This is a genomic window from Rhodococcus sp. MurmanLake-1 (assembly GCF_056945715.1).
Genome location: NZ_JBWZNF010000005.1, coordinates 240,738 through 266,875 on the forward strand (window position 1 = coordinate 240,738; position 26,138 = coordinate 266,875).

Sequence of the window (26,138 nt, forward strand, 5' to 3'; positions counted from 1 at the left end):
TCCGAGTGCCGTCCAGCGGTGACCGCTCAGCCCAAGCGCTCCAGGATGGTTGCGTTGGCCAGCCCACCTGCCTCACACATGGTTTGGAGTCCGTAGCGCGCGCCGCGCTGCTCCATCGCGTTGACCAGGGTGGTCATGATCCGCGTTCCGCTGCCACCTAGTGGGTGGCCGAGCGCGATGGCGCCGCCGTGGACGTTCACCTTGGACAGGTCGACGCCGGTGTCCGCTGCCCACGAGAGGACGACGGGGGCAAACGCCTCGTTGACCTCGAACAGATCGATGTCCGAGACCGTCAACCCCGCACGGGCCAAGACCTTCTCGGTGGCCGGGATGACCGCCGTGAGCATGTACAGCGGATCGTCGCCGGCGACAGCGAAGCTGTGCAGCCGTGCCTTCGGGGTGAGGCCGAGTTTCGCGGCGATCTCACTGGTCGTGATCATCACCGCCGAACTGCCGTCCGAAAGCGGGCTGCTGTTGCCCGCGGTGATGGACCAGTCGATCTGTGGGAATCGCTGGGCGTAGTAGTCGGATTCGAAGGCGGTCCGTAGGCCGGCAAGGGTCTCGACCGTGGTACCGGGGCGGATGGCCTCGTCGACCGACAGCTGCGGGAGCGTGGCGAGTTCCTTGGTGAAGTAACCACTCTCGGTTGCCAGCGCGGCTTTCCGATGACTCGACGCCGAGAATTCGTCGAGTTGGGTGCGGCTCAGTCCCCACTTGGCAGCGATCAATTCGGCGCTGATGCCCTGCGGTACCAGTCCGTCCGGATAGCGCTCTTCGAAACCTATACCGAGTGACTCGCGCCCGACGCTACTCGAGCCCATCGGCACTCGGCTCATCGACTCGACTCCGGCAGCAACAACGATGTCGTACGCACCGGCAATAACGCCCTGAGCAGCAAAATGAACTGCTTGTTGGCTACTTCCACACTGTCGGTCGACGGTGGTTCCCGGTACCGACTCAGGGTAGCCGGCGGCGAGAAGGGCAGTGCGAGTGACATTCTGGCTCTGTTCGCCGACTTGACTGACCGCGCCGCCGATGACGTCGTCGATCAGCGCAGCATCGATCCCGGTGCGCTCGACTACCGCTTTGAGGCTGTGGGCGAGGAGGTCGACGGCGTTGATGCCGTGCAGGGCGCCGTTCGCCTTTCCCTTGCCGATCGGAGTGCGAACGGCTTCGACGATAACTGCGTCTCTCATGACAAATTCCTTTCAGGGATGGCGGATTCAGCAGGGACAACTGGGGTGGGTGTGGTCGAAGGCGTCATTCCCAGCGATGCCAGGGCAGACACAAGCGCGACGGCAAAGATCACCCACCAGGCCTGGCGGAAGGTGTCGGGGTCGACGGAGGAGCCGAGAACCGCGATCAGAACACTCACGCCGAGAACGGTTCCGATCTGTCGGCTCATGCTGACGATTGCGCTACCGGTGGCCGATCTGGCAGGTGCAAGATCCGCCGTGGCCTGCGACAGAATGGTCGGCAGGGCAAGGCCGACACCGATTCCGGCGATGATCCAGCCCGGCAGGAGTCCGGTCGCGTAGTTGGGCGTCGAATCAACCGAGACGAGGACCAATACCGTTCCGACGGCCCACAGAAGGCTGCCGAGTGCGGCGACGCGTCCCGCCGAGTACTTGCGCGAAAGCGATCCACCGGCGATCGCGAACAGCGGAACCAGAAGCGGACCCGGCGAGACGGCGAAGCCGGTGCGCAATGCCGAGTATCCCCAAACTTCTTGCAGCCAGAGGATGTTCGAGAGCAGTCCGGCAGCAAATGCCGCGCTGAACAGGATGGCGGTGACGTTGGACCAGGCAAAGGAGCGGATCTTCAGAAGGTCGGGAGCAATCAACGGAGTGCGATGGCGAGAGTTGCTCCACCAGAACGAAAGTAGGGTCGCGACGGCGACGGCGAAGGCGATCAGAACGCGGTTGTCGGTCCATCCCCAATCAGGTCCCTGGACGAGTGCCAGCGCGAGAGAGCCGATTCCGACTGTGAGGAGGGCGGCGCCGACGAAGTCGATCCCGGCATCGGAGTCCTTGTGTGTTGTATCCGGGACGAGTCGGATTGCGAAGTAGAGCAATACGATCCCGACTGGCACATTGATCAGGAAGACCCAGCGCCACGACGCCTCGACGAGAATGCCGCCTACGACGGGGCCGAATGCCGCAGCGGCCGCGCCGGCTGCCGCCCAGATGCGTACGCCGGATTGACGTTTCGCAGCCGGGAGTGCACTGATCAGGAGGCCGAGGCTGGCCGGGGTGAGCGCTGCGGCGCCGACTGCCTGAACGATGCGGAATGCCACCAGTGCCCACAATGACGGACTGAAAGCGCAGGCGGCGCTGGCGAGGGTGAACAGTGCGAGGCCGGCGATGAAGGCGCGCTTGTGCCCGATCCGGTCCGCCCAGCGTCCGAGGGGGATCAAAAGCGCGGCGTAGACGATCGCGTAGCTGTTGAGGATCCAACTGAACTCGCCTAGTGAGTGGCCCGGGTAGCTCTTGGCGATGTCGCCGAAGGCCACGTTGACCACAAAAAGATCGAGGCTGGCGACAAACGGCGCTCCCGACAGAATTGCGAGGAGCGGCCCAGTCCGCACTGGCTGGCTATGAAGTTCCATAGTCAGCAATCTAGACTCTGGCTATGGTTATGGCAAGCCAGGGGGTATGGTGAATTGCATGGACGCTGTACGACTGACCGGAGTGCTCGAAGATCGCGACGCCTGGCGGGCCACGCACTGTTCGATCGGGCGGGCGATGGAAGTGGTCGGCACCCGGTCCGCGATGCTCATTCTGCGAGAGGCCTATTACGGCACAACGCGTTTCGACGACTTCGCGTCGCGAGTCGGCATCACCGAGGCGGTTGCGTCGGCAAGGCTGAAAGAACTCACTGAGGCGGGACTGTTCGAGCGTGTGCCGTACAAGGAGCCTGGAAAGCGGACGCGGCACGAGTACGTGCTCACCGAGAAGGGCCGTGACCTGCTGCCGGCGGTTCTTGCGCTGATGCAGTGGGGAGACAAGTATCTGCACGGCGGAAAAGGCGGACCGTTGGAGGTGGCGGACGACGCCACTGGCGAGCGTGTTCGCGTCGAGGTGCGCAGTGAGTCGGGTCGTGAAGTACCTTTGGGGGAGTTGCGAGTCTCTGTCAACGAATCGCGTCGGCGGTTGCGCGAATAGCAATGCATCTCAACAGCTCTCGAGTGTAGGTCTTCTTGAAGTTGTCCGTTTTGTCTCTAGTTATCGAAAGTATGTTCGATTAAACTTTCGGTATGAACAGTCGGGAAGCATGGCAGCTGGATGGTGAGGGCCTCAAGGGTGAGGTTCTGGATCTGGTGCGTGTCCGGCACGAGTTGCAGTCGCGGATGGTGTTGTTGATCGTGGAGATGTTTTCCCGTGAGGTTCTCGGGGGGGAAGGGTTTTCGGGCGATCGCTCAGTGGTTGCATGGTTCGACGAATTTGGAGATCGGTGAGTGCAGTCTGCTGGTCGGGTTGGCGCGGTTGTTGATGCTCGAACCTGTTGTGGGCGATGCGTTTCATCGTGGTGATGTGGATGCGTTGAAAGCGCGTCAGGTGGCGTCGTTTTGTCAGCATCCGCCGAAGAACATGACGCCGGCGGATGTGGAGAAGGCTCGCGGGATCTTGTTGGGGTTGGCGTCGAAGAACATTGCGGATTGTGATGCGGTGCGGGCGGCGATTCGGCGGATCGAGAAGCAGTACGGCAAGCGTGAGGACGGTGTTCCGGTCGGCGAGGATTCGGAGCGCAACGAGTTCTACGCCTCGAAAGGCTTGTACGGCAGAGTGACCGTGAAGGGTGATCTGGATGCTGTGAACGGGGACCGTCTGATCACGTTGCTGTCGAGCCTGTCCGCTCCGACACCGGAGAAGGACGGCGTGAAGGACACGCGTACTCCGGCATTACGGCGGGCGGACGGGTTTTGCGAGTTGTTGCGCCGTTACGAGGGGGCGGGGTTGGGCCCGGTCGAAGGCGGCGTGAAACCACACATCACGGTCACCGCATCGGCGAAAGACATGACGGACCTCCAAGCGTTGAAAGACCTCCTGCCGTCGACGGAGGAACTCGGGTTCGCGTGGACCGATTGGGTAGGGCCGATCAGTATCGATACTGCCCGGATGCTGGCGTGCGACTGCACCGTGACGCGGATCTTGTTGGATGAGAACGGTGTTCCGCTCGACTGCGGCAAGGAAGCGAGAACGGCGACTGTTCCGCAGCGCCGGGCGTTGGCGGTTCGGGATGGCGGGTGTGCATTTCCGGGGTGCGGAACACCCTCGGGGTGGTGCGATGCTCACCATATTGTTCACTGGAATGATGGTGGCCCAACGGATCTCGACAATCTGATCTTGTTGTGCGGTCATCATCATCGGACGCTGCATCATACGGAGTGGCGGGTGGAGATCGGCCCGGATCGGAAGTCGGTGTTCTATCCGCCGATGTCCGTTGACCCGTATCAACAGCCGATCGGCGGGAACAGCCCACCCACAGCAGCCTGAAGTGAAACAACTCGAGACGTGAGCACCGGGGCACCGCCATGCCCCGGTGCTCGAGCCCGCCTTTGGGAGTCTGGGTGGTTGGCTGGGTGGCTGTGTGTCAGCTCAGCGACTTCTTGAACCCGATGTGGGAGGCGACAAATCCGAGTCGCTCGTAGAAGTCGTGAGCTTCCTTGCGAGTTTGATCCGAGGTGAGCTGCGCCAGGAACGCGCCGCGCCGGGCACCTTCTTCGCAGGCCCAACGGATCATCGAACTGCCGATGCCCTTGCTCCGGTAATCCTCGTGGACGCGAACAGCTTCGATCTGCAGTCGTGTCGCCCCCATTCGGCTCATACCCGGAATGAAGGTCAATTGCATGGTGCCGATCACTGCGTCACCGACCAGAACGGTGACGAGTAGTTGCGCCGGATCCTCGTCGATTCGCTTGAATGCGTCCTCGTAGATCGTTCGGGCCTCGGGGTTGGTCGTCTCCCGGGTGCTCCCGATCGGGTCGTCGGCGAGCAAGTCGATCAGTGCTTCCACGTGTCGAATCTCGGCCCGCGTGAGGGTGTACTCCACTCCGCCGGACTGAAATGACGTCGCAATCATCGATGCTCTCCTGAAGAAGAATGAATGTCTGAAATGTCAGACTCTCACGAGTCTCCTCCAGTGCACTCGATCACGTCCAAAAACGCATGAGGGCGTTACCGAGCATGGCGTAGTAGTCGGACACACCGCTCAGTTCGAAGATCCAGTAGATCGCATCGAAGAAGACGACATTGATCTGCGGGACAAACAGGAGCGCAACCAGCAGGAGCAGTCCGTACGGCTTGAACTGGTCGAGTTGGTGTCGTGTGTTGGGCGCGAGGTAGGGCTCCAGCGCGTTGTAACCGTCCAGACCGGGGACTGGTAGCAGGTTCAAAACTGTTGCCATGACCTGCAAGAAGGCCAGGAAACTGAGGCCGGCCCAGAACGTCAGATGCTCGGCCGATGAGCCGTACGTACGTATGACGACGAGGAGAATTACCGCGGCGACGGCGTTCGTGAACGGACCGGCGAGCGATATTCGCGCCTGCACCTTGGGCGGGAACATCCCGGTGCGCAGGTACACGGCGCCGCCGGGAAGCCCGATGCCGCCCAAGGCGATGAACAGCACCGGCAGACCGATCGAGAGCATCGGATGGCTGTACTTGAGCGGGTTGAGCGTCAGATAACCACGAGCCTCGACGTCGGTGTCTCCGTGACGCCACGCCAGATATGCATGGGCGAACTCGTGCAAGCACAGCGTGACTACCCAGCCGGCGACCACGAGGACAAAAACACCTGCGCGGCCCGCGATGGAACCCCACGTTGAGTTCCAAGCGACAATTCCAGCGATGACGGTGATCGCAACGACGCCCAGGAAGACGGGGCTCGGCCGAACCGCCGACCGTGCTGCTCCGGTTCTCACCTGACCAACAACCAAGTCTTGTCGTGCCGGTAGAAGGTCGAGCGCTTGAGATCGCGTGGGTTGGACACCCCGTCGCGAACCAGATGCGCTGCCGGCGAGCCCAGCTGAATGGCTCGGCCTTCCAGCCAGCGTCGCCCGCTCCAGCGGCTCTTGCGGTCGACCGATGCCTTGATCCCGGGGAGCTTGGGGCTCGGCACAATCCGGATACCGGGGACTGTGCCGGAGAACAGCTTGTTGTCGTCGACGTACGCCTCGCCGATCAATTCGGCGGCATCGGCCGGACCCGTGACAGTTGCCGCACCGACCAGCGCGATTCCGGCGTCGTCGCGAATGAGCGGCACGGTGTGGACTGTGCCTTTCAACGCCGTGCGCGCCGCCCGGGCACCGGTTGCGAGTTTGTACGCGTCGGTTGCGTCGGACCTGTTCTCGGTGACGTAGGCGAGTTCGACGTTGAGTCGCTCCAGTCGCATCAACCGTGTCAATGCCGCGGCAAACGCGCCGTCGTTACCCACGACGATCAAGCGAGGCTCCGTGACGACCTGCAGTTGGGACAGGGCCTCGTCGAAGTCCTGCTTCTCCGGAAGTTCAGGGACAGTGAACGACGTGAGTTCACCCAGGGGGAGTGGAACCGGCGAATCGCCACATTTGAGCACCACAGGGGTCAAAGCCACTCCTAGCTCGATCAAGACTTCTTCTCGGGTAGTGGGACCTCGCCACCCTTCCCCGAAATGGCCGTCCGAATCACTGCCGACGATCTTAGTGCGAGTCTCTGTGTCGACTCGCAATCGTGATGGTCACCGGCCAAATTCTGGACCGTCAGGTCTGGTCTGGTGCTCTGGGCTAGACTGCTCCTTCGGTCACTGCAACAGTTCGGCGCTGCATCATGTGCGCGGAAGCCAGGCAGTACCAATGCGGCGGGACAACTGCTGCACGTCGACCGTAGGAGACAACGTCATGCCGGCAATCGTCCTGATCGGCGCCCAGTGGGGCGACGAAGGTAAGGGCAAAGCTACAGATCTACTGGGCGAGCAGCTTCAGTGGGTCGTGCGATACCAGGGCGGTAACAACGCCGGACACACCGTGGTTCTGCCGAACGGTGACAAGTTCGCACTGCACCTCATCCCGTCCGGAATCCTCACCCCCGCCGTCAACAACGTCATCGGTAACGGTGTCGTCGTCGACCCGGGTGTGTTGCTGACTGAATTGGCAGGCTTGGAAGAGCGCGGTGTGGACACGTCCCGCCTGCTGCTTTCTGCTGATGCGCACCTGATCATGCCGTACCACGTGGCCATCGACAAGGTCACCGAACGCTTCCTGGGAGCGAAGAAGATCGGCACGACCGGCCGCGGTATCGGCCCGTGCTACCAGGACAAGATCGCCCGTGTCGGTGTCCGTGCTGCGGACGTCCTGGACGAGAAGATCCTGACCCAGAAGGTCGAAGCAGCACTCGAATTCAAGAACCAGGTGCTGGTCAAGATCTACAACCGCAAGGCACTCGACCCGCAGCAGGTCGTCGAAGAGGTACTGACGCAGGCCGAGGGTTTCAAGCACCGCATCTCGGACACGCGCCTGGAGCTCAACCTCGCCCTCGAGCGCGGCGAGACCGTCTTGCTCGAAGGTTCGCAGGGCACTCTGCTGGACGTCGACCACGGCACGTACCCGTACGTGACCTCGTCCAACCCCACCTCGGGTGGTGCGGCGGTCGGTTCGGGCATCGGTCCCACCAAGATCACCACGGTGCTCGGAATCCTTAAGGCGTACACGACACGTGTCGGTTCCGGTCCGTTCCCGACGGAGCTGTTCGACGATCACGGCGCATACCTGGCGAAGCAGGGCGGCGAGGTCGGTGTCACCACCGGACGCGCTCGTCGTACGGGATGGTTCGACGCTGTCATCGCGCGTTACGCGACGCGCGTCAACGGCATCACCGACTACTTCCTCACCAAGCTGGACGTGTTGAGCAGCCTCGACACCGTGCCGATCTGTGTCGCGTACGAGGTGGACGGTGTCCGCCACGACGAAATGCCGATGTCGCAGAGCGACATTCACCACGCCAAGCCCATCTACGAAGAGATGCCTGGCTGGTGGGAGGACATCTCGGAGGCTCGCACCTTCGAGGAACTGCCGCAGAATGCGCAGAACTACGTGCTTCGACTTGAAGAGCTCTCGGGTGCGTTCATCTCCTGCATCGGTGTCGGTCCCGGCCGCGACGAGACGATCGTCCGGCGCGAGATCGTCCGCTAGTTCGTCCCTCGAGATCCCCGCTCCTGCAAGCAGGAGCGGGGACTTCGTGTTTCAAGCCAGCTTCGACAAGTGCGCGGTGACGGTCTTCCAGTCGGGAAACTCGGTGCTGCCGAACTTGATCCACTCGCCCTCGAAACGATCTGCGCCGTTTGCTCCGCGGTCGTCGACGAGGTAATCGCCTCGATTGAGGTGCTTGTGGTGCGAGAGGATCAGACGTTTGTACGCGACGCTGCCCTCCTCCATGCCGAGGTGCTCTTGGACCCACAGAACCTTGTCGTGCCAGGCTGTGGCGTTCTTCCACGGCGCTGTCGAGAGGATGTAGGTGTCGAACTGCTGCGCCAGTTGGTGGTAGGCGTCGATAGCACCGTCGAGAGGATCCATGCGAGAGAAGATGTGCGGCGCTTCGTCGAGGTCGTTCTTGTACTTCTCCCGGACGCCGTCGGTCAGGCGATCGATGCCCGACTGGAAGTTGACCAAGGTGTTGTCGAGATCGATGTAGAGGATCTTTTTGGAAGCCGGCATGCAATCCCTCTCTGGAGACTTTCTGAGTGCGAAAAGAGTCCAGTTTTACGGAACTGGACTGAGATCAGTGAATTCTTCCCCTTGATCACAATCGCACGGAGGTCTGACAGAGTTGATCTCGCGGTCTGAAGTCTTGTCGTGGAAGATGCCGCCGAGGGGTGCTGCCAGGCGAAACTGCTCCAAACGAATGTATGTACCTTCACCTTCAGCGGGCGCGAAGAAGTAGACGAGCGCCACGAAGAGTCCGATGCCGATCAGGGTTGCGAAGGTAGTCATGGACATATGATCAACTCGACTGGTATTGAGTTACATAGCCAAGTTGTCGATACTGGACTGCATGATGACTCGAGTTCTCGGTGCCCGTTCGCTTGCGCGCGATCTGGGGTCCTGGCAGGAAGAGTCCGGGCGCAGGCCCGCGTACCGTGCGCTTGCCGACGGTATCCGCCTGCTCGTGCACGACGGTCGCGTTCCGCTGGGGGTCGCACTGCCGAGTGAGCGTGAACTTGCGACGGTGCTCGAACTCAGTCGGACCACGATCACGTCGTCGTACTCGGTGCTACGAGACGAGGGGTATCTGATCAGCCGGCAGGGCTCGCGAAGCACCGTGGCTTTGCCCGCCGGCGCGCGGCCGAACGGGTTGATGTTCCGCTCCCATCAACCGGGGCCGAGTGGGCCCGTCGTCGACCTCAGTTACGCGGCGATGGCAGCTCCCGCCGCTCAGGTCGAACTGGCGTATGCGTCTGCGCTGCAGGAACTTCCGAACTTCCTGCCCACGCACGGGATGGAACCGGTCGGGATCGCCGACTTGCGTGACGTGATCGCGCAGCGCTACACGGCGCGGGGTCTACCCACCACCGCCGAACAGATCATGGTGACCTCGGGTGCGCAGCACGCGCTTCGATTGTTGCTGTCGGTGCTCACCTCACCCGGCGAGCGAGTGCTGGTCGATCATCCGACGTACCCCAATGCGCTGGAAGCGATTCGGCGAAACGGCGCTCGGCCCGTACCGGTTCCGGTCCGACCGGAGTTCGCGGCGGCCGGAGCCTGGGATCTCGACGGGATTCGAAGTGCAGCAAGGCAAACCGCTGCCAGAATGGCGTACCTGATTCCCGACTTTCACAACCCGACCGGCCTCTGCATGGACTCTTCCGGCCGCGCCGAGCTTGCGAAGATTGCGCACGAAACGCGAATGACTCTGGTCGTCGACGAGACGATGGTGGACCTGTGGCTCGACGCACCGCCGCCGGCGCCGGTCGCCTCACATGGGCGAGGCGCGGCGAAAACCGAAGTGGTGACCCTCGGTTCGACGGCGAAGTCGCTGTGGGGCGGGCTACGTGTCGGTTGGATTCGCGCCGATGCCGCGCTCATCACCCAGTTGGTGGGGGCGCGCGCCGCGGTCGACCTCGGTACTCCCGTCATGGATCAGTTGGCAGCCGCTTACTTGCTCGCCGACGACCGCTCGTTGCTCGAACAGCGTCGCGAAGTGCTGCGAGAACAGCGTGCGGTACTCCTCGGTGCAGTGGCAGAGCATCTGCCCGACTGGCGTCCCACCATCGGCTCCGGTGGAATGTCGGTCTGGATGCGAATGTCCGCACCAGTCTCGACGGCGTTGGCGGCGGTGGCACCCAACTTCGGTGTACTCCTTGCCGCCGGCCCCCGTTTCGGCGTCGAAGGTGCGTTCGAACGATTCATCCGCGTGCCGTACGCACGTTCTCCCGAGGACCTCATTCGCGGCGTCGCGTCCATCGCCGCTGCGTACGACACCCTCGCGACGGATCGCGACACGGCAGACCAACGAATGGTCGTCGTCTGAGAACTGGGTACACACCCTGAAAGTGGTGTGAAACCAGGAGGTAGGGCATGACGGCGGTAGACGGTACAGGCGCAGCGGGAACAAGTGCGGCGGACGCGCTCGCAGAGCGATTGTTCGCGGCCACGCTCGGGGCGTCGGAGCTGCAGGCTGTGTATCTGGGCGACCGGCTGGGCTGGTACCGCGCGCTGAGCGATCACGGCCCGCTCACGTCGACGGAGCTGGCGGACCGGACCGGGACCGTCGAAAGGTATGCGCGAGAGTGGCTCGAGCAGCAGGCCGTCGCCGGTTACGTGGACGTCAATTCGGATGCCGATCGCCGGTACAGCCTGCCGCAGGCCCACGCCGATGTTCTGGTCGACGACGAGAACCTGCTTTTCCTGGCGCCGTTGGCGAGGCTGTTCGTCGCGACGACGTCGTCGATGCCGCGTCTACTCGACGCTTATCGTCACGGCGGGGGAGTCACGTGGGAATCGATGGGCCCCGATGCTCGCGAGGGCCAGGCGCTGCTGAACCGGCCGATGTATCTCCGGCAGCTCTGTCAGCAGTTCCTGCCGGTAGTCACCGACCTGCACGCCATTCTTGTCGGCGGCGGGCAGGTCGCTGATCTCGGGATGGGGGAGGGCTGGTCGTCGATCGCGCTCGCCCTCGGATACCCGAAGATCGAAGTGCACGGCTTCGACGTCGACGCGGCATCGGTGAACGCTGCCCGTCGTAACGCCCACGATCGTGGGGTGGACGACCGAGTACATTTCTCGTTGGTCGACGTCGCCGGACAGGCTCCTGAGGCCGGGCGAGTCGATGCCGGGACCTACGATGCCGTCTTCGCTTTCGAATGCCTTCACGACGTTCCGGATCCGGTGGGATTTCTGTCCACGGCTCGGGCGATTGCCCAGCCGGGCGCTCCGGTGATCGTCATGGACGAACGAACGGCAGATGTGTTCGATCCAGAGGCGGGTCCGATCGAGCAATTGTTGTACGGATTTTCGCTGACCTGCTGCTTACCGGACAGCCTGTCGCATCCGGGGAGCGTTGCCACCGGGACGGTGATGAGGCACTCGACACTCGAAAGCTATGCCAAGGCGGCCGGTTTCGAGCGGGTTGACGTGCTCCCGATCGAGCACGAGATGTTCAGGTTCTACAGGTTGGGCTGACGCCCCGTGCGTGGTTAGAGAGTCCTGAGGCTCCTTAACCGCGCACGGGGCCGAAGGCCCTAGGTCCAGACCGTGTCGATATCCGTCGCCTCACGCGCCGGCGCAGCGGGCGTCGCGGTGGGCGTGCGCGAGAAGCGCGGTGCGGGAGCATGCTGAGTGACGCCGTCGAGTTCGATGAGCGAACCGCGGGCCGCGATGTGTTCGTTGGACGGAGCCTCGGCGAAAGTCAGGACAGGGGAGACACAGGCGTCGGTGCCGAGAAAGATCTTGGCCCACTCGTCGCGAGTCTTGGACAAGAACTTTTCGGTGAAGAGCGTCTTCATGTCGTCCCACTTGGACGTGTCCATCTGGTGAGGGAGCGTCGCGGGATCGAGTTCGAGGCCCTCGAGCAACAATGCGTAGAACTGCGGTTCGATGGATCCGACGGCCATGTACTTGCCGTCGGAGGTCTCGTAGGTGTCGTAGAACGGAGCGCCGGTGTCGAGGAGGTTGACGCCGCGCTCGTCGGACCAGACGCCGCGACCGCGGAATGCCCACATCATGTGCGAGAGCGCGAGGGTTCCGTCGACCATCGCCGCGTCGACGACCTGGCCCTTACCGGACGTCGAGCGCTCGACGAGAGCCGACAGAATGCCGAAGATCAGGAACATGGAACCGCCGCCGAAATCGCCGACCATGTTGAGCGGCGGGACGGGGCGTTCACCCTTGCGTCCGATGGCGTTGAGGACACCGGTCAGTGAGATGTAGTTGATGTCGTGACCGGCGGCGTTGGCGAGCGGTCCTTCCTGTCCCCAGCCCGTCATACGGGCGTAAACGAGGCGCGGATTGCGCTCCGACACCACGTCGGGTCCGAGTCCCATGCGTTCCATGACGCCGGGGCGGAAGCCCTCGATGAGGACGTCGGCGCGGCCCAGGAGATCGAGAACCTTGGCGACGTCGGCCGGATCCTTCAGGTTGGCCTCGACGATGCGGCGGCCGCGCTTGATCTGGTCGGTTGCGTTCGAGTCCTGCGGAATCTGCCCTGCGCGCTGCACGATGACGATGTCGGCGCCCATGTCCGCCAAAAGCGTCGCGGCGTGCGGGCCCGGTCCCAATCCAGCGAATTCCACGATCCGAATGCCCGCGAGCGGGCCCTTCTTCTCCACAGCTTCTGCAGACACACGCACTCCCAATTCAGACGGTGACAACACTCCTGACTCGACGGTAACGTGTCGAATCGGTCAGGTGTGCTCCGGGGCACTGTGTCCGCCGAGGGAGGCGCCGATCACTAGACGGCGGCACCCTCGAACTGAGCGTTGTAGAGACGGAAATACGCGCCCGCCGCTGCGATGAGTTCGTCGTGTGTGCCCTGCTCGACGATCTTGCCCGCCTCCATCACGACGATCAGATCGGCGTTACGGATGGTGGAGAGCCGGTGCGCGATGATGAAGCTGGTGCGCCCGACGCGCAACGCGGACATTGCTTGCTGCACAAGCTGTTCCGTACGTGTGTCGACCGAGCTGGTCGCCTCGTCGAGAATCAGCAGCGACGGCTCCGACAGGAATGCTCGGGCAATCGTGATGAGCTGCTTCTCGCCGGAGCTGATGTTCGATGCCTCCTCGTCCAGCACGGTGTCGTACCCGTCCGGGAGCGTGTGGATGAAGCGGTCGACGAAGGCAGCGCGTGCGGCTTCGTGGATCTCGTATTCACTGGCGTCGAGCCGGCCGTACGCGATGTTGTCGCGGATCGTTCCGCCGAAGAGCCAGGTGTCCTGCAGGACCATGCCGACGTGCTTGCGCAAGTCGGAGCGGCGCATCTGCGAGATGTCGACGTCGTCGAGAGTGATTCGGCCCGAGTCGACTTCGTAGAAGCGCATGAGCAGGTTGACCAAGGTGGTCTTGCCGGCACCGGTGGGTCCGACGATGGCGACCATCTGCCCGGGCCGAGCCGTCAGGTACACGTTCTCGATCAACGGCTTGTCCGGCTCGTAGCGGAACGAGACGTTCTCGAACTCGATGTGTCCGACGTTGCGATGGCGTCCGGCGGGCTCGGGCATTAGTGGCACGTCGATGTCGGGCGACTGCTCGGGTTCGTCGAGAAGCTCGAAGACCCGCTCGGCCGACGCTGCTCCGGACTGCAGGCTCGTCGACATGGACGCGATCTGCGTGAGTGGTTGGCTGAACTGGCGCGAATAGACGATGAACGCCTGAACGTCACCGAGTGACATGTTGCCGCTGGCGACCTTGAGTGCGCCGACCACAGCGAGCAGCACGTAGGTGATGTTTCCGACGAAGTTCATGACCGGCATGATCAGGCTGGAGAGGAACTGTGCGCCGAAGGACGCGTCGAGGAGTTTCTTGTTCTGCTCGGCGAATTCACGCTCGGCTTCGGCCTGATGCCCGTACACGCGTACCAGGTCGCGACCGCTGTAGTTCTCTTCGATCTGTGCGTTGATCTTGCCCGTCTCGGTCCACTGAGCCTTGTACAACACCTGTGCACGCTTGGCGACCCTGGCAACGAGGAGCACCGATACCGGCACCGCGATCAGTGCGATCAGGGCGAGCATCGGAGAGATGACGAACATCATCGTCAGGACGCCGAGGACGGTGAGCACCGACGTCAGGAGCGAGGTCAACGTCGACGACAACGTCGACGAGATGTTGTCGATGTCGTTGGTGACGCGGCTGAGGATCTCGCCGCGCGGCGTCTTGTCGAAGTATGGAAGGGGGAGACGGTGAAGCTTCGCCTCGACCGAGGCACGCAGGTTGTAGATGGTCTTCTGGACGATGATGTTGAGGAGGAATGCTTCCAACCAGGCAAGTAGCGACGAGAGCAAGTACACGACGATCGCGAGCATGACGACTTTGCCGATGGCGTCGAAGTTCAGACCTACACCGGGAACGACGTCGGTCGAGTTGGCGACGAGGTCGGCGAACGTCGAATTTCCTGATGCGCGGATCGCCTCTGCTGCCTGATCGCGGGTCAGTCCGGCGGGCAGGCTCTTGCCGATGAACCCGGCGAAGATGAGGTCTGTCGCGTGACCGAGGATCTTCGGCACCGCGACGGAGAGCGCGATGCTGGCGATCGTCGCAACGACGACACAGACGACCGCAAACTTGTGTGGCTGCAGAAGCGAGAGAAGCCGCTTCATCGTCGCCTTGAAGTGGCGAGGTTTGGTGTCCGTCGCGGTCAGCGCGGGCTTCGGCTCTTTGTCGGGGTTCTCGGGGTTACTCGACTTCGCATCCCCGTCCGCGGATTCAGGTTCGCTCGGGATCTTGGCGAACACCACCGTCGGGGCATCGTCTAAGTACTGGCTGTTGGGGCTGCCCCACGTCGGGTCCTGCGGGCTGGTCATGCGCTCATCTCCGCGGGAATCTGGGAAGCCACGATCTCTTGGTACGTCGGACAGTTGGCCAGGAGGAACTGATGGTCGCCGAGACCGACCGGAGCGCCGTCTTCGAGGACCATGATCTGGTCGGCATCGATGATGGACGCGACGCGCTGCGCGACGATGATGACCGTCGAATGAGTCGAGACCGTGCGGAGTTCGCGTCGGACTGCGGCGTCGGTGTGCATGTCGAGTGCGGAGAACGAATCGTCGAAGACGAAGATCCGGGGTCTGCGGACCACAGCTCTGGCGATGGCGAGACGTTGTTTCTGTCCGCCCGAGAGATTGCCGCCGCCCTGGGCGATCGGAGACTCGAGACCGTCGGAGAGTTCACGGACGAAGTCGTCTGCCTGGGCGATGGTGAGGGCTGCCCAGATGTCGTCGTCGGTGGCGGTCGGGTTTCCGTAGCGGATATTGCTCGCGATCGTGCCGGCGAACAGGTAGGCCTTCTGGGGCACGTATCCGAAATTGGCGAAGAGTTCGTCCTGATCCCAGCCACGGACGTCCAAGCCGTCGACCAGGACGGCGCCGGCCGTGACGTCGAAGAGTCGGGGGATGAGTGAGACGAGGGTCGATTTGCCACTACCGGTACTGCCCACGATCGCGGTGACCGTTCCTGGCATGCATCGCATCGAGACATTCGACAGGACCGGCGTTTCGGCTCCCGGATACGTGAATCCGGCTCCACCGAACTCGACAACGCCGTAGGGGCTGGTCGGGCGAAGGGGCTGGGCCGGCGCGGGCACGGTCGGCTCGGTGTCGAGTACCTCGGTGATGCGGTCGGCACACACGGCCGCGCGGGGGATCACGACGGCCAACATGGTCGCCATGACCACGGACATCAGGATCTGCATGACGTAGGCGAGGAAGGCACTGATCTGGCCGATCTGCATGTCTCCGGTATCGACCAGATGCGCGCCGAACCACAGCACCGCGACGCTCGACAGGTTGGCGATCAACATGACGGTGGGCAGCAGAACCGCCTGGTAGCGACCGATGAGGAGCGAGGTGTCGGTCAGTTCCTTGTTGGCTTTGTCGAAGCGGATCGTCTCGTCGGGTTCTCGAACGAAGGCGCGGATGACACGCATACCGGTGAGCTGTTCGCGCAGTGATCGATTGATGTTGTCGATCCGCGTCTGCATCGTCCGGAAATGCGGGATCAGCTTGGCCACCACGACCGAGACGGTGATGCCGAGCAGTGGTACCGAAATCGTCAGGAGCCAGGACATCTGCAGGTTCTCGCGCAGCGCCATGATGATGCCGCCGATACACATCAGTGGGGCGCTGACGAGCATCGAGGAGGTCAGCATGACCAGGGCCTGGATCTGCAGGACGTCGTTGGTGTTCCGTGTGATCAGCGTCGGCGCACCGAAACTGTTGAATTCGCGATCAGAGAAGCTGCCGACGGCCTTGTAAAAGGCGCCTCGAACGTCGTGGCCGAAGCCCATCGACGATTTTGCCGCGAGATAGGTCGATGCGACCGACGCGATGATCGACGCAAGCGAGACCAGCAGCATGATCCCGCCCGTGGACATGATGAATCCGGTGTCGCCTCGGGCTACACCGTCGTCGATGATCCGAGCGTTGAGCGTGGGGAGGACTAACGACGCGATGGCCCCGAAGAGTTGAAGTGCGAGGACCCCGGCAAGCAACCAGCGGTACGGCGGCAGGTACGCCTTGAGGAGTTTTGCTAGCACGACGGTTCCCGGTGAGTTGCTTCGGTTGCCGCTCGTTCGCGATTGATCACAAGCACACGGTATGACAGATCGTGGTCGAGGTTGGCACCGACTCTGACGATTGCAACCATTTGTCCAAATCGGATGTGATGTCCAACACACTTGAATTCGATATTGGTTTCAGGTCACAGGGCCTCAACTGCCGGTTTACACATTGCTCCAATATGTCACGGTTTAACTTGGATCGAAACAAACTGGACGTACGTATTTAGCTTGGCTACAAAGGGGCGGAGCGAACAAAACGTGCGCCGCGTCATAGATATTCATGCAAGGAGTCACACATGGGATCCCTCGGAAACCTTCTCAAGGCCAACGGCATGGGCTGGGGCATTCTCCAGCTTCTTCCCCTGGTCAACATGCTCAAGACCCTTCAGGGGCTGGACACCGCGAGCTCGAACTCCTGACGTTCGACCACAACAATTCTTCCGAAACAACACAGGAGTAGTCGCATGACCTCGATTCAGAATCTCGACGCCTTCCTCAAGAGCGTTCTCGCGTTCGTAACCAAGTTGAACGCGGGATCGGCAGACGGCTCGGGTTCGGCCGGTTCCACTGCCGAGTAGTTCTCGGTCCCCACTTCATTTCAACTGCATCCCGACATAAGGAGACCCGACATGGGTTCGTTCGAAGACTTCAGCGGCGTCGTCAAGACGTTCATTCCGGTACTCAAGGACCTGTTCACGGCACTCGGTGGTGGCTCGCTCACTCCGGGTACCGGATCGGCGGCTGACAAGTAAGTCCCGTTTGTCCGAAAGTGTGGCTCGCGGTTGTCTGCGGGCCACACTTTCTGCATTTCAATTGTGAGCTAAATCACATTATCGGATATTTCGAACTGTCTATTTGGGCTCTGAACTGCAATTATGCCAGAAGGCGTTACCGACAGTTCAGGTTGGTAGCTATTCGGTAGCTAGACAAGTGTGAGCAGTCGGTCTATAAATGCAGGCAGCGCCAAGGTAGTGCGCTACATCACAGCTCGGGATGTTGTTCGGGGGGCGGTTCAGCCATCCGCGCGGCAGAAGTTCCCGAACCATCTCGGCCACCGCCTGCGGCCGGAATGGCGCTGGAACATCACACCACCTCACAAACAGGAGAACCTCCTATGTTCGGATCACTCAGCACCCTCGGACCCCTGCTCACCGCGCTCGGAGCTTTCCTCAAGTCCGTTCCCACCGAATCGCTGTCCGGCGAGGGCGAGGGCTCGTCCACCGGTTCACTCTCGGGTCTGTCCAGCGGATCCGCCGAGTAGTCATCCCTTCCGGCAGGTCCATTCGGCTCTGCCAATCGGATTGCATGCAGGTGCCCTCTGTCCACTGTCGTGGCCGGAGGGCACCCGCGTTTGCGGAGATTTTCGTAGTTGCCGTTTTGGCATGTGAACACAGAACTGTGAGTGGCAGCACCTGCGTACGATGGTTCGACGACATCGGCATACGGTCACCGCGACGTCCGGTGCTCCCGAATTCAGAGGTAGCCGACCGCGAGGTGACGCATGGTAGGGACGAGTCGCTTTCTGCGCCTTCTCCTAGTGCTGGCCGTTGTACTTGCGGCTTCGTTGATCGGCATCCTCACGCGCCCACCAGGTTTGCTCGCGACATTCTGGTGTGCCAACGCCATTCTGCTGGGAATGATGGTCAGATGGCCGGTCCTGATCGAGTGGCCGACGTGGATCGCTGCGGCTGTCGGATACGTCTGCGCTGACCTGATCACCGGCAACTCGCTCTCGCTTGCGGTGCAGTTGAACGGGGCGAACCTCGCCGGAGTCACAGTCGGTGTTCTTGTTCTGTACCACTTGAAGCGCACACCGTTCCGATTGGTCGATTCGCAGTCGCTGGTGTGGATGGTCTTCGTCTCGTTCGTCGCGGCGACTGGTACCGCGGCCACTGCCGGCGCCTTGGACCGGCTCTTACGCGGTCAGTCATTTACCGACACGTTTTTCCACTGGGGTGCCACCGAGGTCATGGCGTACCTGCTCGTCCTTCCTCTCATTCTCACTCTCACCATCCCGTCGAGCCTTGCCGAGTTCCGCAGCAAACTGACTGCCAAAACTGTCGCCGCTATGAGCGTTCCGCTACTCGCCACTGCAGCCTGCGTGCCGATCGCCCTGAGTATCGAAGGGCCGATCGCGCTGGTCCTTCCGATTCCGGCTCTCCTCTGGTGCGCCACTCGCATCTCGGTTCCGAGCACTGCCTTCGTTTCCGTGGTCTGGTCGGTGTGGTCGCTCATGATGGCGGGTAGCGGTCGACTCGATATCGGAGATCAAGCCGCCTCGACGTGGAACGAGGACGTCATCACGTCCATTGCCGTCACGCTGATCGCGTTGGGGCCGATCGCGGTTGCCTGTGCGACCGAGGAACGTCGCGCTGCCGAGCGTGAGCTCTTCCTTGCTGTCGAATTCGACCATCTGACCGGGGTCCTCTCGCGTGGTGCGTTTCTCGGGCATGCGGAATCGGAGCTTGCCGCCGCGGCCCGCACACAATCCCCGGTCGGCCTGCTGATGCTCGACCTGGACCACTTCAAGAGCATCAACGACACGCATGGACATATGACCGGTGACAGCGTTCTCGCGAACTTCGCCGAACGGGCCGCTGACCGATTGTCGGACGGCGATTTGATCGGAAGGCTCGGCGGCGAGGAGTTCGCCATTCTGCTTCCGGACTGCAGCTACGCGCGAGCAGTCGATGTGGCCGAGGCGGTCCGCGGCGCGCAAGTCGAGTACTCGGCCGAATCAGAAGTGACGAGTACCGTCAGTGTCGGCGTCGCGTGGGTCGATCATGCGACGCCGACGTTGACCACCCTCATGAGCGTCGCGGACGAGGCTCTGTACGAAGCCAAGCGCGCCGGGCGCAACCTCGTGAAAGTGCGCCGGCTCGGCAACGATGCATTGCCGCAACGGAATTCCGAGCCGGATATGGCCACCCGCACCTATCGCAAACCTGACATACCACGAACGATCAGGCGAGGATTTGGCCGCGAAGGTGTGGTGGACGGCCGATAACTACGCTGACCTGCATCGGGATTGGCATATAGTCGCACCCATGCAGCTTGATTCGACGCCTTCGCCCCTGCCGACGCTTCCGCTCCGATTCGGAACTCCCCTGACCGAGAACTCCATCCGCGTGATGATGTTGGGATCAGGCGAGTTGGGTAAGGAAGTTGTCATCGCGTTGCAGCGTCTGGGCGTCGAAGTGATTGCGGTGGATCGGTATCCCGATGCCCCTGGGCATCAGGTGGCTCATCGTGCGCATACCGTCGACATGACCGATCCGGAAGCGCTGCTTGCCGTCATCGAGTTGGAAAAGCCTCACTTCGTGGTTCCCGAGATCGAGGCCATTGCGACGGATGCGCTTGCACTCGTTGAAGAACGCGGGGCCGCGGTGGTCATTCCGACCGCCCGCGCCACCCAGCTCACGATGAACCGTGAGGGGATCCGTCGGCTCGCGGCCGAGGAGTTGGGCCTGCCCACTTCGCCGTACGCTTTCGCGGACTCGCTTGCCGAAGTGCAGGCAGCGACAGACCGAATCGGTTTCCCGTGCGTCATCAAGCCCGTCATGTCCTCGTCGGGGAAGGGACAGTCGACGGTTCGATCCGCCGAAGATCTCGACGCCGCATGGGATTACGCGATGGCCGGAGGTCGTGTGAATCACGGCCGGGTGATCGTCGAGGGTTTTGTCGATTTCGATTACGAGATAACACAATTGACGGTTCGCGCCGTCGCTGAGAGCGGTCAGGTCGAGACGTCGTTCTGCGAGCCGATCGGGCACCTGCAGGAGGCCGGTGACTACATCGAATCGTGGCAGCCGCAGCAGATGTCCGCAGTTGCCCTCGCCTCGGCCCGAGACGTCGCCGAGAAGGTGACCACGGCTCTGGGCGGGCGAGGCATCTTCGGTGTCGAGCTATTCGTGAAGGGCGACGACGTCTTCTTCTCCGAAGTGAGCCCACGGCCGCACGACACCGGATTGGTGACTCTGCGGACGCAGCGACTTTCGGAGTTCGAGCTGCATGCCCGCGCGATCCTGGGCTTGCCGGTCGACACGACGCTCACGGTGCCGGGAGCATCGGCGGTGATCTACGGCGGAGTGGAGGCCAAGGGGATCGGATTCGACGGCGTCGCCGAGGCACTCTCGGTTCCCGAGACGGACCTGCGGCTCTTCGGCAAGCCCGAGAGCTTCACGCGTCGTCGCATGGGTGTTGCAGTGTCGACGGCCGCCGATGTGCCGACTGCACGCGCCCGTGCTCGCGAGGCCGCGTCGAAGGTGCGTCCCGTCGGATGAGTCCTGTGGCCGAGGTCCTCGTCGGGCTGGTCATCCTGGTCGGTCTGATCGGTGTCGTCGTTCCGATTCTTCCGGGGACACTTCTCGTTTTCGGTGCAATTCTGGTGTGGGCGATCATGACCGGCGGCGCGACAGCGTGGACGGTGTTCGCGCTGTCCACGCTGGCACTGGTGGTCACCGGGATCGTGAAGTACACCTGGCCAGGCAAGCGGATGAAGTCCGGGGGAGTGCCCAACCTGTCGGTGGTGGTCGGCGGCGTCGTCGGCATCATCGGGTTCTTCGTGATTCCGGTCGTGGGCTTGTTCCTCGGATTCATCGTCGGAACGTATTTCGCCGAACTAGCGCGGCTGCGCCGTTACGACATCGCCTGGTCGTCGACGCTTCACGCGGTGAAGGCAGTCGGATTGTCCATGCTGGTGGAACTGTTCGGAGCGCTGATCGCGGCGGGGCTGTGGCTGGGAGCCGTCGCGTTCACTTGAGCGCAGCGGTACCAGGAGCGGGCGTTGTCGCACATGACCGCGGACAGGTCGTCGCCGACAGCTTCGGCGATCACGTCCAGGTCGTGGACCTCGAACGCTCGACGTGCCCGTGTGCCGGGTAGATCGGTGCCGAACATCAGCGCAGCGGGGTTGACCGCGTGGATCTGGCGAAGCACGTCGCCGACGTCGGAGATGGTGGTGCGTCCGAACCCGGTGGCTTTGACGCGTACCCCGCGGTCGACGAGGTTGAGGAGATACGGCAGTCCGCGGGTGGACATTCCCAAGTGGTCGATGCTCACCGCCGGCAATTTGGCGAATACGGGTTCCAGCGACAGCAACAGCGTGGCATCGACGTAGAACTCGGCGTGCCAGCCGACCAGATCGAATGCGCGGTTGGCGAGATCGGCGAGTAGACGCAGGTCGGTGGCGCCTCGGCGCAGATTGAATCGGACGGCGCGCACTCCCAGCGCGTCCAGCGCAACGATGTCTTCATCCGTCGCATCGAGCGGCAAAGCAGTGACGCCCACCCAGCCTTCGCCGAGCTCGGACAAGGCGGCTTTCAGGTATTCCTGGTCATTGCCCTGGTACGACGCGGTCACCACAGCGCCGCCGTCAACACTCAGGCCCTTCAGTGAGGCAAGCCGGGCCCGGTAATCGGCCACGGTGAAGGGCTCAGGCAGGTACCCGTGATTCTCGACCAGCGGGAAGCGCGGGTCGATGATATGCACGTGGGCGTCAAACACGGGGTCTATTTTGCCCTGTTGCCTTGGGTTCCCGCACACACCACCGGCCCGATGTGACCTGGGTCGCGTCGGGCCGGTGGAGGGCTTCTGTTCAGTTACTTCTGCGCACTCAGTTCGCGCGGTCGGGCTCGGACGCCTTCAGCATGTCGTGACGCTCGACGACCTTGATGCGCTCACGGCCTTCGGGTTCGCCCAGGCTGCGCTCGTGCGCGTCGAGGCGGTACCAGCCCTGCCAGGTCGTGTACGGCACCTGCTTGCCTTCGAGGAACTCGATGACGGCGTTCTCGTCGGGGTTCGCGGCGCCGGCGAAGCCGACGGAATCCTCGAGAAGATTCGCGACGGTTTCGTTGGCGTCACCCTTCGTGTGGCCGATGAGGCCGACGGGGCCGCGCTTGATCCAGCCGGTGACGTAGGTGGCCGGCATGAACCGGGCTGCGCCCTCGGCGTTGTCGTCGGCGACGACGCGTCCGGCGTCGTTGGGGACGGTGCCCGCCTGGTCGTCGAACGGCAGCTGCGTGACGTTCTGCGAGAGGTAACCGACGGCGCGGTACACGGCCTGGACATCCCAGTCCTTGTACGTGCCGGTGCCCTTGACGTTGCCGGTGCCGTCGAGCTGAGTGCGCTCGGTGCGCAGGCCGACGACCTTGCCGTCTTCACCGAGGATCTCCGTGGGAGATTCGAAGAAGTGCAGGAACAGCTTGTGGGGGCGGGCTCCGACGTCGCGGATTGCCCAGTCCTGCAGCGTGTTCGCGACCATGTCGACCTGCTTGGAGTTGCGGCGAGCCTGCTCGGAGCCCTCGTCGTAGTCGATGTCCTCGGGGTCGACGATGACCTCGATGGTCGGGGAATGGTCGAGCTCACGCAGTTCGAGAGGCGTGAACTTGGCCTGGGCCGGGCCACGGCGTCCGAAGACGTGAACCTCGACGGCCTTGTTGTTCTTGAGGCCCTCGTAGACGTTGGCGGGGATCTCGGTCGGCAGCAGTTCGTCGCCGGTCTTGGCGAGGACGCGGGCGATGTCGAGCGCAACGTTGCCCACGCCGAGGACAGCGACCTTCTCGGCTTCGAGCGGCCACGTACGCGGTACGTCGGGGTGGCCGTCGTACCAGGAGACGAAGTCGGCCGCGCCATAGCTGCCGTCGAGTTCGATACCCGGGATGCCGAGCGCGCGGTCGGCGTTGGCGCCGGTCGAGAAGATGACCGCGTCGTAGAACGACTGCAGGTCGTCGAGGGTGATGTCGGTGCCGTAGTCGATGTTGCCGAGCAGGCGGACCTGAGGCTTGTCGAGCACCTTGTGCAGAGCGGTGATGATGCCCTTGATGCGCGGATGATCAGGCGCGACGCCGTAGCGAATCAGGCCGAAGGGCGCGGGCATGCGCTCGAAGAGGTCGATGCTGACGCCGCGGCCGGAGACTGCGGTGTCGGATTTCATGAGGGCGTCGGCGGCGTAGATGCCGGCGGGGCCGGCGCCGACGATCGCGACCCGGAGTGGGCGGTTGGAGTCAGTCATCGTGAGGACAGCTACCTTCTTCGAAGTTCGGACAACATATCGACAAGTATCCAATTTAGCCGAACCTAAGCACAGTGCCTCGGTTGCGGCCGAACGGATCCACACTCTCACTCGATCGGTTGTGGGTAAACCTATTCTTTCTTCCCATTCTCCCGTTGTCTCGGGTATTCGGGGTAGGGGCCTGGTCCTTGACGGGCCACAATTTCAAGTTGTGGAGGAGTATTGGCGTTATGAGTGACGAGCTTCGCGAATCCGACAACATCGATGGCAAGAAGGCGTCTGCGGGGCCGTTCCTCTTGGCTGTTGCCATCGTCGCCTTGATCCTGGGTGGAATCTTCGTCGCATCGTGGATCTCGCCGGCCGAGGAGAACGTCACCGAGTCGGACCGCGTGAGCCGCTCCGTCACCGACTACGTCGATGCCGAGAATCGAAACGACGCGGAGACGGTCAAGACCCTGACCTGCGCGAGCTTCAATTCGAGCACTGGTCCGATGGCCGGAGTCGACGGGACGGTCGAACTGAAGGGTGTGGACGGGGTCGTGGTCAACGGCGATCGCGCCAGGGCCGACGTGACGATCACCGGCGGCGGAGCGGGCGAGCGGGTCTCGACCTGGGCCCTGACCCGTGACGGCAACCGTTGGGTCGTCTGTAACTGACGGCCCGCTCAGGCGCTCACGGCAGTCTTGTGAAAACATGGCCTACGTGAGTTACGCAGGCGATCTGACGCCGGAGCAAGCCTGGGAGCTGCTCCGCGAAAACCCCGACGCCGTGCTGGTCGACGTGCGGACCGATGCGGAGTGGAAGTACGTCGGTGTCCCCGATGTTTCCTCCCTCGGCAAGCAGGCCGCACTGATCGAATGGGTGAGCCACCCGACCGGCGCGCGCAATGACAACTTCGTCGACCAGTTGAAGGAAGCCGGCATCACCGCCGATTCCTCCGGGTCGGAGCGTCCGGTGATCTTCCTGTGTCGATCCGGACAACGTTCCATCGGTGCGGCAGAAGCTGCGACTGCGGCGGGCATCGGCCCGTCGTACAACGTGCTCGACGGGTTCGAAGGCGCATTGGGTGCCGACGGACATCGCGGACTTGTAGGTTGGCGGGCCATCGGCTTGCCATGGAGGCAGCAGTGAGCGGAATTCCCCAGGGTGGCGCATTTCAACGAGCGCTGCCGGACGACGTCGGTCTCGGCACTCTCGGTGTTCGCGGCGGACTGATGCGTACCGGGTTCGAGGAGACTTCCGAAGCGTTGTTCCTCAACTCCGGATTCGTCTACGAGAGTGCAGAAGCCGCCGAACAAGCCTTCACCGGCGAGGTGGATCATTTTGTCTACTCCCGCTACGGCAATCCGACGGTCAAGATGTTCGAAGAGCGTCTGCGTCTCATCGAAGGCGCGGAAGCCTGCTTTGCGACTGCCAGCGGAATGTCGGCTGTCTTCACCGCGTTGGGCGCGCTGTTGGGCAACGGCGACCGATTGGTGGCTGCGCGCAGCCTGTTCGGATCCTGCTTTGTCGTGTGCAACGAGATTCTTCCGCGCTGGGGAGTCGAGGTCGTCTTCGTCGACGGTGAAGACAACGCGCAGTGGGAAGAGGCGCTCTCGGTGCCGACCACTGCGGTGTTCTTCGAAACGCCGTCCAACCCGATGCAGTCCCTCGTCGACGTTCGGCGGGTGTCGGAGCTTGCTCATGCTGCCGGGGCAAAGGTAGTGCTGGACAACGTCTTCGCGACGCCGCTTCTGCAGCGCAGCCTCGATCTGGGTGCCGACGTCGTGGTGTACTCCGGTACCAAGCACATCGACGGTCAGGGCCGCGTGCTCGGCGGCGCGATCCTCGGCACCGAGGAATACATCAGCGGTCCCGTCCGAGAACTGATGCGGCACACCGGCCCTGCGCTCAGCCCGTTCAATGCGTGGACTCTGCTCAAGGGTCTCGAGACCATGCCGGTCCGTATTCGGCATTCCGTGGCTTCGGCACTCGAGATCGCCGAATTCCTCGAAGGGCACTCCGGCGTCAAGTGGGTCAAGTATCCGTACCTGACTTCGCACCCGCAGCACGAACTCGCGAAGTCTCAAATGAGCGGCGGCGGAACTGTAGTCACGTTCGAGCTCAATGCGCCTGACGGCGAGGGCAAGAAGCGGGCGTTCGAGGTTCTCAACGGCCTGCGCGTCATCGACATCTCCAACAACTTGGGTGATTCCAAGTCGTTGATCACCCACCCCGCAACCACGACCCACCGGGCCATGGGTCCGGAAGGTCGTGCAGCAGTGGGTATTACCGACGGCGTTGTGCGTCTGTCCGTCGGGCTCGAAGACACGGCTGATCTGTTGGCTGATCTGAAGCGAGCTCTCGGCTGAATCGCTAGAGCGCCTTGCCCCGAACTTCAGTCGG

The 26,138-nt window shown here is 62.6% G+C and carries 25 protein-coding genes and 1 pseudogene; 14 read left to right on the forward strand and 12 right to left on the reverse strand.

Going from position 1 to position 26,138, the window contains the following annotated elements; genetic code table 11:
- Positions 1-26 precede the first annotated feature (26 nt).
- Both AC2ETI_RS16400 and AC2ETI_RS16405 read right to left on the reverse strand, forming a co-directional pair.
- Positions 27-1,196: a thiolase family protein gene (locus AC2ETI_RS16400; protein ID WP_483634132.1), complete on the reverse strand. Its 1,170-nt coding sequence runs from the start codon at positions 1,194-1,196 to the stop codon at positions 27-29.
- Positions 1,193-2,608: an MFS transporter gene (locus AC2ETI_RS16405; protein WP_029538593.1), complete on the reverse strand. Its 1,416-nt coding sequence runs from the start codon at positions 2,606-2,608 to the stop codon at positions 1,193-1,195. Before AC2ETI_RS16405 ends, AC2ETI_RS16400 begins: the two co-directional genes overlap by 4 nt.
- A gap of 58 nt (positions 2,609-2,666) precedes the next feature.
- Between AC2ETI_RS16405 and AC2ETI_RS16410 the strand changes: the two genes are divergently transcribed.
- Positions 2,667-3,164, forward strand: coding sequence for a winged helix-turn-helix transcriptional regulator (locus AC2ETI_RS16410; RefSeq protein WP_003944415.1), 498 nt, complete (start codon positions 2,667-2,669; stop codon positions 3,162-3,164).
- Positions 3,165-3,256: 92 nt separating this feature from the next.
- A pseudogene (locus AC2ETI_RS16415) lies at positions 3,257-4,496 on the forward strand (HNH endonuclease signature motif containing protein).
- A 97-nt stretch (positions 4,497-4,593) separates the two neighbouring features.
- Here AC2ETI_RS16415 and AC2ETI_RS16420 read toward each other — a convergent pair.
- The 3 genes from AC2ETI_RS16420 to AC2ETI_RS16430 form a co-directional block, all read right to left on the reverse strand.
- Positions 4,594-5,082 (reverse strand): GNAT family N-acetyltransferase, encoded by a 489-nt coding sequence (locus tag AC2ETI_RS16420; protein ID WP_020968817.1) that lies wholly within the window; start codon positions 5,080-5,082, stop codon positions 4,594-4,596.
- A gap of 70 nt (positions 5,083-5,152) precedes the next feature.
- The gene (locus AC2ETI_RS16425) at positions 5,153-5,923 is read right to left on the reverse strand and encodes a site-2 protease family protein (RefSeq protein WP_003944319.1); all 771 of its coding nucleotides are present in this window, start codon (positions 5,921-5,923) and stop codon (positions 5,153-5,155) included.
- On the reverse strand, positions 5,920-6,594 hold the full coding sequence (locus AC2ETI_RS16430; RefSeq protein WP_408990074.1) for a hypothetical protein: 675 nt from the start codon (positions 6,592-6,594) through the stop codon (positions 5,920-5,922). Before AC2ETI_RS16430 ends, AC2ETI_RS16425 begins: the two co-directional genes overlap by 4 nt.
- 283 nt (positions 6,595-6,877) lie before the next feature.
- Here AC2ETI_RS16430 and AC2ETI_RS16435 point away from each other — a divergent pair, with 283 nt between their 5' ends.
- Positions 6,878-8,167: an adenylosuccinate synthase gene (locus AC2ETI_RS16435; RefSeq protein WP_003944351.1), complete on the forward strand. Its 1,290-nt coding sequence runs from the start codon at positions 6,878-6,880 to the stop codon at positions 8,165-8,167.
- Between the two features lie 51 nt (positions 8,168-8,218).
- On the opposite strand, the gene AC2ETI_RS16440 is transcribed toward AC2ETI_RS16435, so the two are convergent.
- Together AC2ETI_RS16440 and AC2ETI_RS16445 are read right to left on the reverse strand one after the other, a co-directional pair.
- Positions 8,219-8,689 carry a 5' nucleotidase, NT5C type gene (locus AC2ETI_RS16440; RefSeq protein WP_019749470.1) on the reverse strand — a complete coding sequence of 157 codons (471 nt, stop codon included), beginning with the start codon at positions 8,687-8,689 and terminating at the stop codon, positions 8,219-8,221.
- Between the two features lie 45 nt (positions 8,690-8,734).
- Positions 8,735-8,965, reverse strand: coding sequence for a hypothetical protein (locus AC2ETI_RS16445; protein WP_483634133.1), 231 nt, complete (start codon positions 8,963-8,965; stop codon positions 8,735-8,737).
- Positions 8,966-9,026: 61 nt separating this feature from the next.
- Here AC2ETI_RS16445 and yczR point away from each other — a divergent pair, with 61 nt between their 5' ends.
- Both yczR and AC2ETI_RS16455 read left to right on the forward strand, forming a co-directional pair.
- The gene (gene yczR, locus AC2ETI_RS16450; protein ID WP_050655050.1) at positions 9,027-10,502 is read left to right on the forward strand and encodes a MocR-like transcription factor YczR; all 1,476 of its coding nucleotides are present in this window, start codon (positions 9,027-9,029) and stop codon (positions 10,500-10,502) included.
- A 47-nt stretch (positions 10,503-10,549) separates the two neighbouring features.
- Positions 10,550-11,653, forward strand: coding sequence for a class I SAM-dependent methyltransferase (locus AC2ETI_RS16455; protein WP_211917964.1), 1,104 nt, complete (start codon positions 10,550-10,552; stop codon positions 11,651-11,653).
- Between the two features lie 59 nt (positions 11,654-11,712).
- Here AC2ETI_RS16455 and AC2ETI_RS16460 read toward each other — a convergent pair whose 3' ends face one another.
- The 3 genes from AC2ETI_RS16460 to AC2ETI_RS16470 form a co-directional block, all read right to left on the reverse strand.
- Complete coding sequence (locus tag AC2ETI_RS16460; protein WP_020968820.1) at positions 11,713-12,813, reverse strand: CaiB/BaiF CoA transferase family protein; 1,101 nt, start codon at positions 12,811-12,813, stop codon at positions 11,713-11,715.
- A gap of 107 nt (positions 12,814-12,920) precedes the next feature.
- Complete coding sequence (locus tag AC2ETI_RS16465; protein ID WP_483634134.1) at positions 12,921-14,987, reverse strand: ABC transporter ATP-binding protein; 2,067 nt, start codon at positions 14,985-14,987, stop codon at positions 12,921-12,923.
- Positions 14,984-16,717, reverse strand: coding sequence for an ABC transporter ATP-binding protein (locus AC2ETI_RS16470; protein ID WP_019749475.1), 1,734 nt, complete (start codon positions 16,715-16,717; stop codon positions 14,984-14,986). Before AC2ETI_RS16470 ends, AC2ETI_RS16465 begins: the two co-directional genes overlap by 4 nt.
- Before the next feature lie 320 nt (positions 16,718-17,037).
- Between AC2ETI_RS16470 and AC2ETI_RS16475 the strand changes: the two genes are divergently transcribed.
- The 6 genes from AC2ETI_RS16475 (at position 17,038) to AC2ETI_RS16500 (ending at position 21,503) form a co-directional block, all read left to right on the forward strand.
- Entirely contained in the window at positions 17,038-17,160 is a 123-nt protein-coding gene (locus AC2ETI_RS16475) for a hypothetical protein (protein ID WP_003944443.1), read from the forward strand.
- 210 nt (positions 17,161-17,370) lie between these two features.
- Positions 17,371-17,493, forward strand: a complete 123-nt coding sequence (locus AC2ETI_RS16480) for a hypothetical protein (protein ID WP_019749478.1) — start codon at positions 17,371-17,373, stop codon at positions 17,491-17,493.
- Between the two features lie 362 nt (positions 17,494-17,855).
- On the forward strand, positions 17,856-18,002 hold the full coding sequence (locus AC2ETI_RS16485; protein ID WP_003944356.1) for a hypothetical protein: 147 nt from the start codon (positions 17,856-17,858) through the stop codon (positions 18,000-18,002).
- 240 nt (positions 18,003-18,242) lie between these two features.
- Positions 18,243-19,748 carry a GGDEF domain-containing protein gene (locus AC2ETI_RS16490; protein ID WP_483634135.1) on the forward strand — a complete coding sequence of 502 codons (1,506 nt, stop codon included), beginning with the start codon at positions 18,243-18,245 and terminating at the stop codon, positions 19,746-19,748.
- A gap of 40 nt (positions 19,749-19,788) precedes the next feature.
- Entirely contained in the window at positions 19,789-21,024 is a 1,236-nt protein-coding gene (gene purT / locus AC2ETI_RS16495; protein WP_400821769.1) for a formate-dependent phosphoribosylglycinamide formyltransferase, read from the forward strand.
- On the forward strand, positions 21,021-21,503 hold the full coding sequence (locus tag AC2ETI_RS16500) for a DUF456 domain-containing protein (protein WP_019749482.1): 483 nt from the start codon (positions 21,021-21,023) through the stop codon (positions 21,501-21,503). The genes purT and AC2ETI_RS16500 overlap by 4 nt, the downstream gene beginning before the upstream one ends.
- On the opposite strand, the gene AC2ETI_RS16505 is transcribed toward AC2ETI_RS16500, so the two are convergent.
- Positions 21,407-22,246 (reverse strand): amidohydrolase family protein, encoded by an 840-nt coding sequence (locus tag AC2ETI_RS16505; RefSeq protein ID WP_024487914.1) that lies wholly within the window; start codon positions 22,244-22,246, stop codon positions 21,407-21,409. The genes AC2ETI_RS16500 and AC2ETI_RS16505 overlap by 97 nt on opposite strands.
- Before the next feature lie 109 nt (positions 22,247-22,355).
- On the reverse strand, positions 22,356-23,753 hold the full coding sequence (locus tag AC2ETI_RS16510; protein WP_019749484.1) for an FAD-dependent oxidoreductase: 1,398 nt from the start codon (positions 23,751-23,753) through the stop codon (positions 22,356-22,358).
- Positions 23,754-23,983: 230 nt separating this feature from the next.
- Here AC2ETI_RS16510 and AC2ETI_RS16515 point away from each other — a divergent pair, with 230 nt between their 5' ends.
- From AC2ETI_RS16515 to AC2ETI_RS16525, 3 genes are read left to right on the forward strand one after another with little or no spacing between them, the layout of a single operon-like run.
- Positions 23,984-24,409 carry an Rv0361 family membrane protein gene (locus AC2ETI_RS16515; RefSeq protein ID WP_019749485.1) on the forward strand — a complete coding sequence of 142 codons (426 nt, stop codon included), beginning with the start codon at positions 23,984-23,986 and terminating at the stop codon, positions 24,407-24,409.
- 46 nt (positions 24,410-24,455) lie between these two features.
- A complete protein-coding gene (locus tag AC2ETI_RS16520) occupies positions 24,456-24,884 on the forward strand; it encodes a rhodanese-like domain-containing protein (RefSeq protein ID WP_007726822.1) in 429 nt (142 codons plus the stop codon).
- Positions 24,881-26,104 (forward strand): O-succinylhomoserine sulfhydrylase, encoded by a 1,224-nt coding sequence (locus AC2ETI_RS16525; protein ID WP_029254764.1) that lies wholly within the window; start codon positions 24,881-24,883, stop codon positions 26,102-26,104. Before AC2ETI_RS16520 ends, AC2ETI_RS16525 begins: the two co-directional genes overlap by 4 nt.
- Positions 26,105-26,138: the final 34 nt, after the last annotated feature.

Coding starts and splice junctions, on each gene's coding strand:
- AC2ETI_RS16490 (WP_483634135.1), top strand. CDS start 18,243: ATGGTAGGGACGAGTCGCTTTCTGCGCCTTCTCCTAGTGCTGGCCGTT.
- AC2ETI_RS16420 (WP_020968817.1), bottom strand. CDS start 5,082: ATGATTGCGACGTCATTTCAGTCCGGCGGAGTGGAGTACACCCTCACG.
- AC2ETI_RS16445 (WP_483634133.1), bottom strand. CDS start 8,965: ATGACTACCTTCGCAACCCTGATCGGCATCGGACTCTTCGTGGCGCTC.
- AC2ETI_RS16500 (WP_019749482.1), top strand. CDS start 21,021: ATGAGTCCTGTGGCCGAGGTCCTCGTCGGGCTGGTCATCCTGGTCGGT.
- AC2ETI_RS16410 (WP_003944415.1), top strand. CDS start 2,667: ATGGACGCTGTACGACTGACCGGAGTGCTCGAAGATCGCGACGCCTGG.
- AC2ETI_RS16440 (WP_019749470.1), bottom strand. CDS start 8,689: ATGCCGGCTTCCAAAAAGATCCTCTACATCGATCTCGACAACACCTTG.
- AC2ETI_RS16435 (WP_003944351.1), top strand. CDS start 6,878: ATGCCGGCAATCGTCCTGATCGGCGCCCAGTGGGGCGACGAAGGTAAG.
- AC2ETI_RS16515 (WP_019749485.1), top strand. CDS start 23,984: ATGAGTGACGAGCTTCGCGAATCCGACAACATCGATGGCAAGAAGGCG.
- AC2ETI_RS16405 (WP_029538593.1), bottom strand. CDS start 2,608: ATGGAACTTCATAGCCAGCCAGTGCGGACTGGGCCGCTCCTCGCAATT.
- AC2ETI_RS16510 (WP_019749484.1), bottom strand. CDS start 23,753: ATGACTGACTCCAACCGCCCACTCCGGGTCGCGATCGTCGGCGCCGGC.
- AC2ETI_RS16465 (WP_483634134.1), bottom strand. CDS start 14,987: ATGACCAGCCCGCAGGACCCGACGTGGGGCAGCCCCAACAGCCAGTAC.
- AC2ETI_RS16475 (WP_003944443.1), top strand. CDS start 17,038: ATGGGATCCCTCGGAAACCTTCTCAAGGCCAACGGCATGGGCTGGGGC.
- yczR (WP_050655050.1), top strand. CDS start 9,027: ATGATGACTCGAGTTCTCGGTGCCCGTTCGCTTGCGCGCGATCTGGGG.
- AC2ETI_RS16485 (WP_003944356.1), top strand. CDS start 17,856: ATGTTCGGATCACTCAGCACCCTCGGACCCCTGCTCACCGCGCTCGGA.
- AC2ETI_RS16455 (WP_211917964.1), top strand. CDS start 10,550: ATGACGGCGGTAGACGGTACAGGCGCAGCGGGAACAAGTGCGGCGGAC.
- AC2ETI_RS16480 (WP_019749478.1), top strand. CDS start 17,371: ATGGGTTCGTTCGAAGACTTCAGCGGCGTCGTCAAGACGTTCATTCCG.
- purT (WP_400821769.1), top strand. CDS start 19,789: ATGCAGCTTGATTCGACGCCTTCGCCCCTGCCGACGCTTCCGCTCCGA.
- AC2ETI_RS16400 (WP_483634132.1), bottom strand. CDS start 1,196: ATGAGAGACGCAGTTATCGTCGAAGCCGTTCGCACTCCGATCGGCAAG.